Annotated in this window: 17 protein-coding genes and 1 pseudogene; 13 read left to right on the top strand and 5 right to left on the bottom strand. The window is 59.9% G+C overall.

Features of this window, described 5'->3' with window-relative positions; genetic code table 11:
* The first annotated feature begins 13 nt into the window (after positions 1-13).
* The 8 genes and pseudogenes from metG to BLS27_RS23830 all read left to right on the top strand — a co-directional run bounded on the left by metG (position 14) and on the right by BLS27_RS23830 (position 6,532).
* Positions 14-2,053, top strand: a complete 2,040-nt coding sequence (metG, locus tag BLS27_RS12750) for a methionine--tRNA ligase (protein WP_090345047.1) — start codon at positions 14-16, stop codon at positions 2,051-2,053.
* Positions 2,054-2,146: 93 nt separating this feature from the next.
* Positions 2,147-2,695 (top strand): Rnf-Nqr domain containing protein, encoded by a 549-nt coding sequence (locus BLS27_RS12745; RefSeq protein WP_090345108.1) that lies wholly within the window; start codon positions 2,147-2,149, stop codon positions 2,693-2,695.
* A pseudogene (rsxB, locus tag BLS27_RS12740) lies at positions 2,692-3,516 on the top strand (electron transport complex subunit RsxB); the annotation flags it as partial. The gene BLS27_RS12745 and the pseudogene rsxB, both read left to right, overlap by 4 nt.
* 4 nt (positions 3,517-3,520) lie before the next feature.
* Entirely contained in the window at positions 3,521-4,492 is a 972-nt protein-coding gene (locus BLS27_RS12735; RefSeq protein ID WP_090345043.1) for an RnfABCDGE type electron transport complex subunit D, read from the top strand.
* Positions 4,489-5,091 (top strand): RnfABCDGE type electron transport complex subunit G, encoded by a 603-nt coding sequence (locus BLS27_RS12730; protein ID WP_090345041.1) that lies wholly within the window; start codon positions 4,489-4,491, stop codon positions 5,089-5,091. The genes BLS27_RS12735 and BLS27_RS12730 overlap by 4 nt, the downstream gene beginning before the upstream one ends.
* Positions 5,084-5,608: an NADH:quinone oxidoreductase gene (locus BLS27_RS12725; protein ID WP_090345039.1), complete on the top strand. Its 525-nt coding sequence runs from the start codon at positions 5,084-5,086 to the stop codon at positions 5,606-5,608. Before BLS27_RS12730 ends, BLS27_RS12725 begins: the two co-directional genes overlap by 8 nt.
* Positions 5,609-5,612: 4 nt before the next feature.
* Positions 5,613-6,251, top strand: coding sequence for an endonuclease III (gene nth / locus BLS27_RS12720; RefSeq protein ID WP_043213057.1), 639 nt, complete (start codon positions 5,613-5,615; stop codon positions 6,249-6,251).
* Between the two features lie 104 nt (positions 6,252-6,355).
* On the top strand, positions 6,356-6,532 hold the full coding sequence (locus tag BLS27_RS23830; RefSeq protein WP_043213055.1) for a PA3496 family putative envelope integrity protein: 177 nt from the start codon (positions 6,356-6,358) through the stop codon (positions 6,530-6,532).
* A 45-nt stretch (positions 6,533-6,577) separates the two neighbouring features.
* Here the strand turns inward: BLS27_RS23830 and BLS27_RS12710 are convergent, their stop codons facing one another.
* The gene (locus BLS27_RS12710) at positions 6,578-7,210 is read right to left on the bottom strand and encodes a response regulator transcription factor (RefSeq protein ID WP_043213052.1); all 633 of its coding nucleotides are present in this window, start codon (positions 7,208-7,210) and stop codon (positions 6,578-6,580) included.
* Between the two features lie 367 nt (positions 7,211-7,577).
* Between BLS27_RS12710 and BLS27_RS12705 the strand changes: the two genes are divergently transcribed.
* A complete protein-coding gene (locus tag BLS27_RS12705) occupies positions 7,578-8,039 on the top strand; it encodes a hypothetical protein (RefSeq protein ID WP_043213051.1) in 462 nt (153 codons plus the stop codon).
* A 57-nt stretch (positions 8,040-8,096) separates the two neighbouring features.
* Here BLS27_RS12705 and BLS27_RS12700 read toward each other — a convergent pair whose 3' ends face one another.
* Together BLS27_RS12700 and BLS27_RS12695 are read right to left on the bottom strand one after the other, a co-directional pair.
* Positions 8,097-9,314 (bottom strand): argininosuccinate synthase, encoded by a 1,218-nt coding sequence (locus BLS27_RS12700; protein ID WP_043213048.1) that lies wholly within the window; start codon positions 9,312-9,314, stop codon positions 8,097-8,099.
* Positions 9,315-9,442: 128 nt separating this feature from the next.
* Positions 9,443-10,420: a flagellar protein MotY gene (locus BLS27_RS12695; RefSeq protein ID WP_043213047.1), complete on the bottom strand. Its 978-nt coding sequence runs from the start codon at positions 10,418-10,420 to the stop codon at positions 9,443-9,445.
* 130 nt (positions 10,421-10,550) lie between these two features.
* Here BLS27_RS12695 and pyrC point away from each other — a divergent pair, with 130 nt between their 5' ends.
* The gene (gene pyrC, locus BLS27_RS12690; RefSeq protein ID WP_043213044.1) at positions 10,551-11,597 is read left to right on the top strand and encodes a dihydroorotase; all 1,047 of its coding nucleotides are present in this window, start codon (positions 10,551-10,553) and stop codon (positions 11,595-11,597) included.
* A 56-nt stretch (positions 11,598-11,653) separates the two neighbouring features.
* A complete protein-coding gene (rnt, locus tag BLS27_RS12685; protein ID WP_230387848.1) occupies positions 11,654-12,265 on the top strand; it encodes a ribonuclease T in 612 nt (203 codons plus the stop codon).
* Between the two features lie 61 nt (positions 12,266-12,326).
* On the opposite strand, the gene BLS27_RS12680 is transcribed toward rnt, so the two are convergent.
* Complete coding sequence (locus BLS27_RS12680) at positions 12,327-12,929, bottom strand: peroxiredoxin (RefSeq protein ID WP_043206522.1); 603 nt, start codon at positions 12,927-12,929, stop codon at positions 12,327-12,329.
* Positions 12,930-13,141: 212 nt separating this feature from the next.
* On the opposite strand from BLS27_RS12680, the gene BLS27_RS12675 reads away from it, so the two are divergent.
* Positions 13,142-13,363: a bacterioferritin-associated ferredoxin gene (locus BLS27_RS12675; RefSeq protein ID WP_043206521.1), complete on the top strand. Its 222-nt coding sequence runs from the start codon at positions 13,142-13,144 to the stop codon at positions 13,361-13,363.
* 202 nt (positions 13,364-13,565) lie between these two features.
* Entirely contained in the window at positions 13,566-14,039 is a 474-nt protein-coding gene (gene bfr / locus BLS27_RS12670) for a bacterioferritin (protein WP_043206520.1), read from the top strand.
* A gap of 104 nt (positions 14,040-14,143) precedes the next feature.
* Here the strand turns inward: bfr and grxD are convergent, their stop codons facing one another.
* On the bottom strand, positions 14,144-14,479 hold the full coding sequence (gene grxD / locus BLS27_RS12665) for a Grx4 family monothiol glutaredoxin (protein WP_043206518.1): 336 nt from the start codon (positions 14,477-14,479) through the stop codon (positions 14,144-14,146).
* Positions 14,480-14,579: the final 100 nt, after the last annotated feature.

Below are 14,579 nucleotides of genomic sequence, written 5' to 3'. Positions count from 1 at the left end.
TAGCCGAGCCACCATGTCCGAGCCACGCCAGATTCTCGTCACCAGCGCCCTGCCCTATGCCAACGGTTCAATCCACCTTGGCCATATGCTCGAGTACATCCAGACGGACATGTGGGTGCGCTTCCAGAAGCTGCGCGGCAACCAGTGCATCTATGTCTGCGCCGACGACGCCCACGGCTCGGCCATCATGCTGCGTGCCGAAAAGGAAGGCATCACACCCGAACAACTGATCGCCAATGTCCAGGCCGAGCACAGCAGCGACTTCGCCGACTTCCTGGTCGACTTCGACAACTTCCATTCGACCCACTGCGAAGAAAACCGCGAGCTGTCGAGCCTGATCTACACCCGCCTGCGCGACGCCGGCCACATCGCCACCCGTTCGGTCACCCAGTATTACGACCCCGAGAAAGGCATGTTCCTGGCCGACCGCTTCATCAAGGGCACCTGCCCCAAGTGTGCGGCCGAAGACCAGTACGGCGACAACTGCGAAAAATGCGGCGCCACTTACGCACCCACCGAGCTGAAGAACCCAAAATCGGCAATCTCCGGCGCCACGCCGGAGCTGCGCGACTCCCAGCACTTCTTCTTCAAGCTCCCGGATTTCCAGGCCATGCTGCAGCAGTGGACCCGCAGCGGCACCCTGCAGGAAGCGGTCTCGAACAAACTCGCCGAGTGGTTGGATTCGGGCCTTCAGGAGTGGGACATCTCCCGTGATGCGCCGTACTTCGGCTTCGAGATTCCAGGCGAACCCGGCAAGTACTTCTACGTCTGGCTGGATGCGCCGATCGGCTACATGGCCAGTTTCAAGAACCTCTGCGCGCGTCGTCCGGAACTGGACTTCGACGCGTTCTGGAAAGAAGACTCCAAGGCCGAGCTGTACCACTTCATCGGCAAGGACATCGTCAACTTCCACGCCCTGTTCTGGCCGGCCATGCTCGAAGGCGCGGGCTTCCGCAAGCCGACCGGCATCAACGTGCACGGTTACCTGACCGTCAACGGCGCGAAGATGTCCAAGTCGCGCGGCACCTTCATCAAGGCGCGTACCTACCTGGACCACCTGGCCCCCGAGTACCTGCGCTACTACTACGCCTCCAAGCTGGGCCGTGGCGTCGACGACCTGGACTTGAACCTCGACGACTTCGTGCAGAAGGTCAACTCCGACCTGGTCGGCAAAGTGGTCAACATCGCCAGCCGCTGCGCAGGCTTCGTGCACAAGGGCAACGAGGGCGTCCTGGTCGCCGGCGATGCCGCACCCGAACTGAGCGAGGCCTTCCTCGCGGCTGCGCCGTCGATCGCCGAAGCTTACGAGAACCGTGATTTCTCCCGCGCCATGCGTGAAATCATGGCACTGGCCGACCGCGCCAACGCTTGGATTGCCGACAAGGCCCCCTGGTCCCTGGCCAAGCAGGAAGGCAAGCAGGACGAGGTCCAGGCCATCTGCGCCCAGGGGATCAACCTGTTCCGCCAACTGGTGATCTTCCTCAAGCCTGTGCTGCCGCTGCTGGCTGCCGATGCCGAGGCCTTCCTCAACGTCGCGCCGCTGACCTGGAATGACCACCTGTCGCGCCTGGAAAACCACAAGCTCAACCCATTCAAGGCGCTGATGAGCCGCATCGAGCCTGCTAAGGTCGAAGCCATGATCGCCGCCAGCAAGGAAGACCTGGCTGCCACCCAATCCCCGGTCCCGGCAGGCAACGGTGAGCTGACCAAAGACCCGCTGTCGCCAGAAATCGAGTTCGACACTTTTGCCGCGGTCGATCTGCGCGTGGCGCTGATCGTCAAAGCTGAGGCCGTGGAAGGGGCCGACAAGCTCCTGCGCCTGACCCTGGACATTGGCGACGAGCGTCGCAACGTGTTCTCCGGTATCAAATCGGCCTATCCTGACCCGGCCAAGCTCGAAGGCCGTCTGACCATGATGGTCGCCAACCTCAAGCCACGGAAAATGCGCTTTGGCGTGTCCGAAGGCATGGTCATGGCGGCCGGCCCGGGTGGCGAAGAGATCTACCTGCTCAGCCCTGACAGCGGCGCCAAGCCTGGCCAGCGCATCAAGTAAGCGTCCGCGTTTCTGCCCCGGCCCAGTGCCGGGGCATTTCCATCCCCGGCCGCCTACCGGATAATGACGGCAGGCCCGGCCATCGGCATCCCCATGAACGACTACGTCTTGGTTCTGGTCAGCGCTGCGCTGGTCAATCACCTGATCTTGCATAGGACGCCGGTCTCTCGCCTGCGGATTCACTTGCTCGGCGCATCCATAGTCTTACTCATGCTTTTGGGCCTGCCGCTTGGAAAGCTTTTGCATGATCAAGTGTTGAATGCGTTGGGCCTGCAGGACCTGCAATTGTTCCTGTTCCTACCGCTGTTGCTATTACTGGGCTGGGGCATCGCCAATGCGCTCCAGCGGATACAGCCGACCTGGCCATTGCAGGACCTGCTGCCCTGGCTACTCTGCAACGCCCTGGTGCTAGGCTTGCTGCTACAGGTCATCCATGCGAATGATCGATGGTTGGCGGTGTGGGGATGGGGCGTATTCGGTGGATTGGGCTTCTGGCTTGCCCTGGCATTGTTCGATGACCTGCGCCAGCGCAGCGATCATTCAGACCTCCCCAGTGCTTTGCGTGGCCTTCCCATCGACCTGATCGGCGCCGGAGTGATGACCATGGCATTTTCCGGTTTCAACGGATTATTTACACAATGAGTCTGATTCAACGCATCGATGCCCTGCTGCCGCAAACCCAATGCGGCAAGTGCGGCCATGCCGGTTGCCGGCCCTATGCCGAAGGGCTGGCCGCGGGCGAAGCGATCAACAAATGCCCACCCGGCGGCGACGAAACCATCGCCGCCCTTGCCAACCTGCTCAAGGTGCCGGTCATTGCACTGGACACCGGGCGTGGTAACGCACCGCCCCAAGTCGCCTTTATTCGCGAGGCCGAATGTATCGGTTGCACCAAATGCATCCAGGCGTGCCCAGTGGATGCCATCGTCGGCGCTGCCAAGCTGATGCACACGGTCATCGCCAGCGAGTGCACCGGCTGTGACCTCTGCCTGGCGCCTTGCCCGGTCGATTGTATCGACCTGCTGCCCCTGCCCGACAAGATCGTACCTATCGTCGGCGGCCTGGCTCACACTGCCGAACAACTCGATGCCCGCGCCAAACGTCGTGACCACGCCCGTCATCGCCACGAACAACGCAATGCCCGACTGCAGCGCGAGGAAGCACGTCGCCAGGCCGAACGTATGGCACGCAGCCAGCGTGCTGCGAGCAATCCGACCGCCAGTGGCGACGCATCCGACCCGATCAAAGCCGCTATCGAACGGGTCAAGGCACAAAAGGCCGCCCACAACGATGCCGCCCTCAAGCAAGCCAAGATCGCAGCGGCCATGAGCCGCGCGCAACTGAACAAAGCCCGCAGCGCATTCGGCGCCGCACCGAACGAGGCGCAGCACGCCCAGTTAAACCTACTGGAAAAAGCCGCCAAAGACGCCCAACAGCACCTCGACGCCCTTCAGGCCGGGGCGGATCATGCCCGCGCCTGATCCGCGCTTGCGCAGCGCCATGGGCCAAGTGCTGCTGGCCTGTGTGCCAGGCTTGCTAGGGCTGCTTTGGCTGCACGGCTGGGGCGTACTGTTCAACTTGCTGTTTTGCGCAAGCACTGCGCTGGCTTGCGAAGCGTTACTCCTGGCCCTGCGCAGCCAACCTGCGCAACCGACGTTGGCCGATGCAAGCGCATTGGTAACCGCCGTACTGCTGGCCGCCTCACTCCCCCCCCATGCGCCTTGGTGGTTGCCGGTCATCGCCACAAGCGTCGCCATCGGCGTTGGCAAGCACGCTTTTGGCGGGGTCGGCCGCAACCCCTTCAACCCCGCGATGGTCGGTTATGCCTTCGTGCTCCTGAGCTTCCCCCTACAGATGAACCAATGGCCGGGCCACTCGCCCGGGCTCATGGAAAGCCTGCACAGCCTTTGGGCCAGCACCGGACACATCGACGCCTGGGCTACCCCGACAGTGCTCGATGGCCTGCGCCACAATCGCAGCCTGACCATCGATGAACTGTTCGCCCAGCACCCTGGATTCGGCGCGATTGGAGGTCGAAGCAGCGAATGGGTGAATGTCGGTTTTTTGGTGGGCGGGCTGTTTCTGCTTCAGCGCAAGGTCATCAGCTGGCACACGCCGGCAGGCTTGCTCGGCGGATTGTTCCTGTTCAGCCTGCTGTGCTGGAACGGATCAGGTTCCGACTCCAATGGCTCGCCGCTGCTGCACTGGTTTTCCGGCTCGACCATGCTGGCCGCATTCTTCATCGCCACTGAGCCTGTGTCTGGCCCCAAGAGTCCTCCGGCGCGGCTACTGTTCGGTTTCGGCACTGGGCTGCTCATCTACTTGATCCGAACCTGGGGTAGCTACCCCGACGGTACCGCGTTCGCCATCTTGCTGATGAACCTTGCCGTGCCGGCTCTGGAACGATACGCCGCACGTCTCACGCAGGCCGCCCCATGAACCGTACAGCGCGTGGTGTCCTGTTGGTTGTCGTGGTCGGCGCCTTGTCACTGGGCATGACATTGATCTGGAGGCATTGGACGCTCTCGGCCATCCAGCAAGCCGAGCAACAGCTGCAAAGCCGTCAATGGCTTTCGGTGCTTCCTGACAGCAGCTATGACAACCAGCCCCTGCAAGCGCCCCTCGCCCTGCGCGATACCCGTCTGCCCCATAGCGAGTTACTCGCCGGCTACCGTGCCACATTGGGCGCAAGCCCAAGCGCCATCTTGCTGCGCAGTCAGGTCCAGGGTTATGCCGGCCCGATAATCTTGGCAATCGCGATCGCTCCCGATGGGCGTCTGCTGGGCATCCGAGTACTGGAACAACAGGAAAGCCCTGGACTGGGGGCGCGGCTGATCGACCCTGCGGTGCATTGGTTGGAGCAATTTTCAGGCCACGCCCAGACCAGCCGATGGGCATTGAAACGTGATCAAGGGGACTTCGACCAGCTGGCAGGCGCTACCGTCACCTCACGCGCGGTAATCGACGCCCTGCAGGACGCATTGCGCTATTTCGACACCCATCGAACCGCATTGCTGGAGGAAAGTGCACATGAATAGGTTCGGATTGCTGGGGGTGAGCGTGGTGACGTTGGTCGGTGCGACCTCGACCCTGGCGCAAGGGATAATGATCGGCCTTTGCGCGGCCGGGATGATCATCACTCACCAGATCTTGATGCTCCCTCTGCGCAAAACTCTGACTGGCCTCCCCCGTTTGCTGGCCAGCCTGCTGCTGCTCGCCGGTTTGGCCAGTTGCCTGCAATTAAGTTTGAACGCTTGGGCGCTACCCCTGGCCCTGGCGCTCGGCCATTACCCGGTCTTGCTGAGCGTGCAGAGCCTCGCGGTAGATTACCTGCTCCCCACCACGGGGCGGTGGCGCTATCTCGCGGTTCACGTGAGCGCTCTGTCAATGCTATGCGTACTGCTTGGCGCCTGTCGTCAATGGCTGGCAACAGGGCCAGGTCTTCATTTGGCGGGCCTTGTGCCTGGGGGGTTGATGCTGCTTGGCCTGCTGCTGGCCCTGTACAATCGCCTGCATCCGGGGGCTGCCCCCTCACGTTGTCAAGGAAGCCGTTGAGCCCATGAATGCTGCCAAACGCCTGGAGATTTTTCGCAGGCTGCACGAAGACAATCCCGATCCGAAAACCGAACTGGCCTACACTACGCCCTTCGAATTGCTGATCGCCGTAATCCTGTCCGCCCAGGCAACGGACGTCAGCGTCAACAAGGCCACCGCTCGCCTGTATCCGGTGGCCAATACCCCCGAGGCGATCTACGCACTGGGTGTCGAAGGGCTTAGCGAATACATCAAGACCATCGGCCTCTACAACAGCAAAGCCAAGAATGTCATCGAAACCTGTCGTTTACTGATTGAGCACCACGGCAGCGAAGTGCCACAAACTCGTGAAGCTTTGGAAGCACTGCCGGGCGTGGGTCGCAAAACCGCGAACGTAGTGCTCAATACCGCTTTCCGTCAGCCCGCCATGGCGGTTGATACGCATATTTTCCGGGTCAGCAACCGCACCGGCATCGCCCCTGGCAAGACGGTGCTGGAGGTAGAAAAGAAACTCATGAAGTTCGTGCCCCGAGACTACCTGCTCGACGCTCATCACTGGTTGATCCTTCATGGTCGCTATGTATGCCAGGCGCGCAAGCCTCGCTGTGGCAGCTGTCGAATCGAAGACTTGTGCGAGTACAAACACAAGACTTCTGACGATTGATGCAATAGAAAGAAAGGGTTCTACACGATTGAAAAAATCTTTTTTACCGGAATCGGGTTTCTCGCTATAAGGACGGCCAACGGCCCCTTGGCTTGGAGTGACTCATGAGTACCGATAAAGACGAGCTGTCAATCGACGATGAATTTTCCACCTCGGAAGACGACGCAGAGCCTCAGGTGGAACCTGCAAAGACCAATTTGAGCAAGCGCCGCACCATCGACAACCTTCTCGAGGAGCGGCGTTTGCAAAAGCAACTCGCCGATTTTGATTACGACCTATGACGGGTCGGATATCCTAGATAGCCTCCCTTGCGGAGGCTTCGTGTTTCAGGGACGGGATAAGCCATGGCGCTGGGCGAGCTCGATGAGGTCGACCAGCGAATGGGCATTGAGCTTGAGTAATAGACGCGTCTTGTAAGTGCTCACCGTCTTGTTGCTGAGGAACATGCTGTCGGCGATTTCTTTGTTGCTCTTGCCGCTGGCCAGCTCCTTCAACACCATCACCTCTCTGCCGGAGAGGCGCTGGACCATTTCCTCCTCGCTGCCGCCCTTCACGCATCCACGAGCTTTGTGCAGCGCCTGATTGGGGAAATAGCTGTATCCAGACAACACGGCCTTGATCGCACTGAGCAACTCCGTCAGGTCTTGCTGCTTGCACACATACCCGGCAGCACCGGCCTGCATGCAACGCATCGAAAAATGTCCCGCCGCCTGCGAGGTCAGTACCAACACTTTGCTGCCTGGACTGATGCATGCCATACGGCCGATGACTTCCAGCCCATCCAGCTTCGGAATACCTATATCGAGTATCACGATGTCCGGAAGGTGCTCCCGGATCAATTGCAAGGCATCCACACCATTGTCGGTTTCCGCCACCACGTCGTACCCGTGCCGTTCCATCAGCATGCGTACGGCCAGACGAATTACCGGATGATCATCCACGATAAGCACTTTATTCATGCGGCATCCATTGGTTCACTATTACAACTCCAAAGCATTACGATAACCGAGCTGACTGCCTTATGGCGCAGCGAATTGCCGCTCATCACCAAGCAGAGAGAGCCCCTACATAAATTAAAGAATTTTCCTACAAGCCTAGTTACTTAAAACTTTTGCACCCAGGCGCCGCCTATAAAACTAACAATAAGCAATATAAAACCCCACTTCCATAACGCTTCTAACTTGAAGGAATTCTCGATTCAGGCGGGGTAACTTTAGAAAAATGCAGATGACATGAAGCGTCATGTCGCTTCCACGGGAAACAGCTCTATCTTTTCATCAGGCCCAAAACAGGCGAGAGATAGGCAAACATTCGTGGGCAAGCACCATGCAAACAGACTCCATCAGCCCCTTGGCTATCATCGCCATCTTTGCAGGCATCATCGAAGCTTCTGCGCTGGCGACGTTGCCTTTTCTCAGTGAGAACAGTCAGGAAATCTACACGTGGTTCCTGGTAGGCTTTCCCTTCTTCCTGACTATGCTGTTTTTCCTGACCTTGAACTTCAACAATCAATCTTTGTATCAACCTCCCCTGCCGGAGACGGCAGAAAAGACCGACCCTCAGAGCTCCCTTTCATCCCCTCCTGAACACGTCTCGCCAGAACAGCCCCTGAGCATCACCCTTTCCGGCCCAGACACACGCAAGATCGTCGAACCCCACATTCTGCGTGCTCTCAACCAACCTCATACGCTCCCTCGCAGTTGGGTTCTCGAAAACCTCGAGACCGGTGTTCGCATCCATCTCTCGATCAATGTCGAGGGCACAAACGAAAAACGTGAGCAGCCCTGAAATCCAGGCAAAAAAAACCCCGGCACACGGCCGGGGTTTTCGAGGCGCTCGCAAAGATCAGAGCAGCGAACGGCCCTTGTTGGCTGCAATGCGCATACGCAGGGCGTTGAGCTTGATGAAGCCCGCGGCATCGGCCTGGTTGTAGGCACCGCCATCTTCCTCGAAGGTCGCGATGTTGGCATCGAACAACGAATCGTCCGACTTGCGCCCTACGACAATCACGTTGCCCTTGTACAGTTTCAGGCGAACGACACCGTTAACGTTGACCTGGGAAGCGTCGATCATCTGCTGCAGCATCAGACGCTCCGGGCTCCACCAATAGCCGGTGTAGATCAGGCTGGCATACTTCGGCATCAGCTCATCTTTCAGGTGAGCGACTTCGCGGTCCAGGGTGATCGACTCGATGGCACGGTGAGCCTTGAGCATGATGGTGCCGCCAGGGGTTTCGTAGCAACCGCGGGACTTCATGCCCACGTAGCGGTTCTCGACGATGTCCAGGCGACCGATGCCGTTGGCACCGCCGATACGGTTAAGTTCGGCCAGTACGGTGGCGGGGGTCATTTCGACGCCGTCGATGGCGACGATGTCACCATTGCGGTAGGTCAGCTCGATGTAGGTGGGCTGATCCGGGGCGTTTTCCGGAGACACGCTCCAGCGCCACATGTCTTCCTCGTGCTCGGTCCAGGTATCTTCCAGGACACCGCCTTCATAGGAGATGTGCAGCAGGTTGGCGTCCATCGAGTACGGCGATTTCTTCTTGCCGTGGCGCTCGATCGGAATGCCGTGCTTTTCGGCGTAGTCCATCAGCTTCTCGCGGGACAGCAGATCCCACTCACGCCAGGGTGCAATGACCTTTACGCCTGGTTTGAGCGCATAGGCGCCCAGCTCGAAGCGCACCTGGTCGTTACCCTTGCCGGTGGCACCGTGGGAAATGGCATCGGCGCCGGTTTCGTTGGCAATTTCGATCAGACGCTTGGCGATCAGCGGACGGGCGATGGACGTACCCAGCAGGTACTCGCCTTCGTAGACGGTGTTGGCGCGGAACATCGGGAAAACGAAATCACGCACGAATTCTTCGCGCAGGTCATCGATGTAGATTTCTTTCACGCCCATCGCCTGAGCCTTGGCGCGGGCCGGTTCGACCTCTTCGCCCTGCCCCAGGTCAGCGGTGAAAGTCACCACTTCGCAGTTGTAGGTATCCTGCAGCCACTTGAGAATCACCGAAGTATCAAGGCCGCCGGAATACGCCAGTACGACCTTTTTTACGTCCGCCATGCCATCACTCCACGGGGTTGTACGGAAAGCGGTTGATTCTACCGGCCCCATTGAAATATTTACAATGGGGCGACAGCTTGTGACGACAAAGCGACAGGAACAGTCAAGACCGCGACCAGCGGTCGCATTCAGACAGCTTTACCCGTGCGCGGGCCAGCCACGGCAGCAGCCGGGGTCGCTGGGGCGGTGGCGGGAGGCGTCGCTGGCGGTTGGCCAGCGGGCTTGTCGGTGGGGGCTTCCACGGGTTTTTCCACCGGCGCGACGCGATCCAGCTGGATGCTCACCCGGCGGTTGCGCGCCCGGTTGGCGGCACTGTTGTTGCGCGCGAGCGGGTATCGCTCGCCGTGGAAGCGCACGGTGATCTGCTCCTGTGGCACACCATGGGCCTTGAGGTAATCGGCGACCGCCAGGGCCCGGCGCCTCGACGTGTCGCGGTTGGTCAGCCGATTGCCGCTGTTGTCGGAATGGCCATCGAGCTCGATGTGATTCACCGAAGGGTCGGCCTTGAGGTAATCGAGGATCACATCCAGTCGCGCCCTGGCAGCACTGTCCAGCTCGATCCCACGGGGGAAGCTCACCTGCGTCTGGCGAATCTGGTCGAAGTTCATCGGCAGCAATTTGCTGGCGCACACCTGGTAGTCGCTGTAAGCCTTGGCGAAACTCACAGGCAGCACACGCACTTCCATGGGCCTGCCAGCTTCGCCCGTGTAGTTGCGCACCACCGTGCTGCGACCATCGAGCAGGCCATTGATCAGTCGGCTGGCCTGGCCCTGGGACGAGGTGAACAACACCCCCGTGCGGCCCATGCGCACTGAGCCGAGATTGATATCACCGCGACCTGGTTGCCAAGGCGCCGCTGCCGCCAGCAAAGTCGCACCGCCGGCTCCCAGTGCGTTGGTGTCCGAACGCAATTGGAAGATCGGCTGCTCACCGGCCCGACGCACGAACTCACCACTACCGAAACCGTCGATCGGCTGGACAAGGCGGCACTCGAACTGATCCCCTTCGACGTTCCAGGTAACGTTCTCCACGCGAGTCTGGAAGGTCAATGCCCCGGCCGGCAGGCTGGCAAACAGGATGAACAGGGCTAGGTAACGCTGGCGCACGGGCGGCTCCATTGATTCTGACGGCTTACCTGCAAGCTATCGGACGCTGGCAGGAAAACTTGATAGCCGTGCTCGAACGAGGGTTTTCCGGTAGCATTGGCACACGAGTTCGACCCGCCTGGAATCCCCAATGTCCGATCGCCTGACCCTCCTGCGCCCCGACGACTGGCACATCCATCTGCGCGATGGTGCCGTCCTGCCCCACACCGTTGGCGACGTGGCGCGCACCTTCGCCCGCGCCATCATCATGCCCAATCTCGTCCCACCGGTCCGCACTGCCACCGAGGCCGGAGCGTATCGTGAGCGCATCCTGGCCGCACGTCCGGCCGGCAGCCGATTCGAGCCTTTGATGGTGCTGTACCTCACCGACCGAACCAGCGCCGAGGACATCCGCGCGGCCAAGGCCAGCGGATTCGTGTATGCCGCCAAAATGTACCCGGCCGGCGCCACGACCAACTCCGACTCGGGGGTGACCAGCCTGGACAACATCACACCAGCGCTCGAAGCCCTGGCCGAGACCGGCATGCCGCTGCTGGTGCACGGAGAGGTGACCCGCCCCGAGGTCGATGTGTTCGACCGTGAGAAGCGCTTCATCGACGAGCACCTGGTTCGCCTGGTCGAGCGTTTCCCGACTCTGAAAGTGGTGTTCGAGCACATCACCACCGCCGATGCCGCGCAGTTCGTCCTGCAGGCCCCGGCCAACGTCGGCGCGACCATCACTGCCCAGCATTTGCTGTACAACCGCAACCACATGCTGGTGGGCGGTATCCGTCCGCACTTCTATTGCCTGCCGATCCTCAAGCGCAACACCCACCAGGTGGCCTTGCTGGATGCGGCCACCAGCGGCAACAGCAAGTTCTTCCTGGGGACCGACTCGGCACCGCACGCCCGTCATGCCAAGGAAGCCGCCTGCGGTTGCGCCGGCTGCTACACCGCCTATGCCGCCATCGAGCTGTATGCCGAGGCGTTCGAGCAACGTAATGCGCTGGACAAGCTCGAAGGCTTCGCCAGCCTCCACGGCCCGGCCTTCTATGGCCTGCCGGCGAACACCGACACCATTACCCTGGTACGCGAGGAGTGGACTGCCCCGGACAGCCTGCCACTGGGCGACAATACCGTGATCCCCCTGCGCGCAGGCGAGAAGCTGCGCTGGCGTCTGCTGGAGGGTCAGGCGTGAGCGAAGCGTTCTACGAAGAAGACCAGGAAGGTCAAGGCAGCGGCGCTCGCCATCCGATGGCCGAGCGTTTCCGCGGTTACCTGCCCGTCGTGGTGGACGTTGAAACCGGCGGTTTCAATAGTGCGACCGATGCCTTGCTGGAAATCGCCGCAGTCACCATCGGCATGGACGAAAAGGGCTTCCTGTTCCCGGAGCACACCTACTTCTATCGGGTCGAGCCTTTCGAAGGGGCCAACATCGAGCCGGCAGCCCTGGAATTCACTGGCATCAAGCTGGACCATCCGCTGCGCATGGCGGTGAGCGAGGAAACGGCGCTCACCGACATCTTCCGCGGCGTGCGCAAGGCGTTGAAGGCCAATGGCTGCAAACGGGCTATCCTGGTCGGGCACAACAGCAGCTTCGACCTGAACTTCCTTAATGCCGCGGTGGCGCGCACCGACCTCAAGCGCAATCCGTTCCACCCATTCTCCAGCTTCGACACGGCCACTCTGGCGGGCCTGGCCTACGGCCAGACCGTACTCGCACGGGCCTGCCAGAGCGCCGACATCGACTTCGACGGCCGCGAGGCCCACTCGGCCCGCTACGATACGGAGAAGACCGCCGAGCTGTTCTGCGGCATCGTCAACCGCTGGAAGGAAATGGGCGGCTGGCGCGACTTCAACGATTGAGCTCAAATCCGACGCATAAAAAAACCGGCCACGAAGGCCGGTTTTTTTATGCGCTTGGCAATTACAGCTTGCCAGCGTTCTCGCTCAGGTAAGCAGCAACGCCCTCTGGCGAAGCGGTCATGCCTTTGTCGCCTTTCTTCCAGTTGGCCGGGCACACTTCGCCGTGCTCTTCGTGGAACTGCAGAGCATCGACCAGGCGCAGCAATTCGTCCATGTTACGGCCCAGAGGCAGGTCGTTGACGATCTGCGAACGGACAACGCCGTTCTTGTCGATCAGGAAGGCGCCACGGAAGGCCACGCCGCCTTCGGATTCGACGTCGTAAGCCTTGCAGATGTCGTGGGCGATGTCAGCTGCCAGGGTGTACTTGACCTGGCCGATGCCGCCTTTGTCGACTGGGGTGTTACGCCAGGCGTTGTGGGTGAAGTGCGAGTCGATCGACACGCCGATCACTTCCACGCCGCGCGCCTGGAAGTCAGGGATGCGGTGGTCCAGGGCGATCAGCTCGGACGGGCAGACAAAGGTGAAGTCCAGCGGGTAGAAGAATACCAGGCCGTACTTGCCTTTGATGGCCGAAGCCAGGTTGAAGCTGTCGACGATCTCGCCGTTGCCCAGCACAGCTGGAACGGTGAAGTCAGGGGCTTGTTTACCAACGAGTACGCTCATTCGTGATCTCCTGAGGGTGGTGAAATACCGATGCCTGGGTGGGCGGGCCGCCCGGCATCCAGCAAAGGTCGCCCATCATACACGGCTTCTGGTGACAGGCCGAATCCAACCACCGGTCGCTCTAGACGGACGCTTACCGAAAGTTCTTTGACACGCATTCTCATTACCATTAAGCTCCACCCCATCGAGCCTAACCAGCGATGGTCTCCCCTATGTATGTGTGTCTTTGTGTCGGCGTCACCGACGGACAGATCCGCGATGCGATCTATGAAGGATGCTGCAGCTACAAGGAAGTCCGAGCCGCCACCAACGTGGCCAGCCAGTGCGGCAAATGCGCCTGCCTTGCCAAGCAGGTCGTTCGCGAGACGTTGACTGAACTTCAGGCCACCCAGCACGCTGCCCTGCCCTACCCTGTTGAATTCAACGCGGCCTGAACACACCCAATCAAGAAGAACCGGACCCAGCGTCCGGTTTTTTTATGCCCAGAATTCAAGAAGTTAGCGTCCTAACGCGGTTCACAAACATTCTTATTTCTATTAATTTTCACTTACTATTCAATTACTTAGGTTTGACAGAGGCCGTTGGCGGGATCAGACTTCTTGTATTGACACACTTCAACAAGGGCAGGAACCCGACATGAAAGGCGACGTAAGCGTCATCCAGCATCTCAACAAGATCCTCGGAAACGAGCTGGTCGCAATCAACCAGTACTTCCTGCACGCACGTATGTATGAAGACTGGGGCCTGAACAAACTCGGCAAGCACGAGTACAAGGAGTCCATCGATGAGATGAAGCACGCTGATAAACTGATCAAGCGTATTCTCTTCCTCGAAGGCATCCCCAACGTTCAGGACCTGGGCAAGTTGCTGATCGGCGAACACACCAAGGAAATGCTCGAATGCGATCTGAAGATCGAGCAGAAGGGCTTGGCCGACCTTAAGGCTGCGATCGCCCACTGCGAGACCGCAGGCGACTTCGGCTCTCGCGACCTGCTCGAGGATATCCTCGAGTCCGAGGAAGAACACATCGATTGGCTGGAAACCCAATTGGGTCTGATCGAAAAAATTGGTATCGAGAACTACCTGCAATCGCAGATGGGCGAAGAATAAGTTTCGCCAGCAACGAAAAAGCCCCGCCATATGCGGGGCTTTTTCATACCTGTCAAACCTTGTCAGCCCCGCCGGATTGCTCTATCGCGGGGCTGGCGGCAAGATCAGGCTTCGGAGGCCTTGGCCTTGGCGGCGGCTTCCTTGATCAAGGTTTGCAGCTCACCCTTCTCGAACATTTCGAGCATGATGTCGCTGCCGCCGACCAGCTCACCACCGACCCACAGTTGCGGGAAGGTTGGCCAGTTGGCGTACTTGGGCAGGTTGGCGCGGATTTCCGGGTTCTGCAGGATGTCGACGTAGGCAAACTTCTCGCCACAACCCATCACGGCCTGCGCAGCGCGCGCCGAGAAGCCGCACTGCGGGGCATTCGGCGAGCCTTTCATGTAAAGCAGAATGGTGTTGTTGGCGATCTGCTCTTTGATTGTTTCGATGATATCCATGAAGCACCTCGGCTGAACTTTCCGACGCAATCGTCGGCACGGTGACGCATTGTAACGGAAAGCCGAGCAGCATGCTCGGCCTTGCCGGCACCACAGCGGC

The organism is Pseudomonas guariconensis (assembly GCF_900102675.1).
GTDB classification, from domain to species: domain Bacteria; phylum Pseudomonadota; class Gammaproteobacteria; order Pseudomonadales; family Pseudomonadaceae; genus Aquipseudomonas; species Aquipseudomonas guariconensis.
This window is presented reverse-complemented; position numbering and strand designations above follow the sequence as displayed.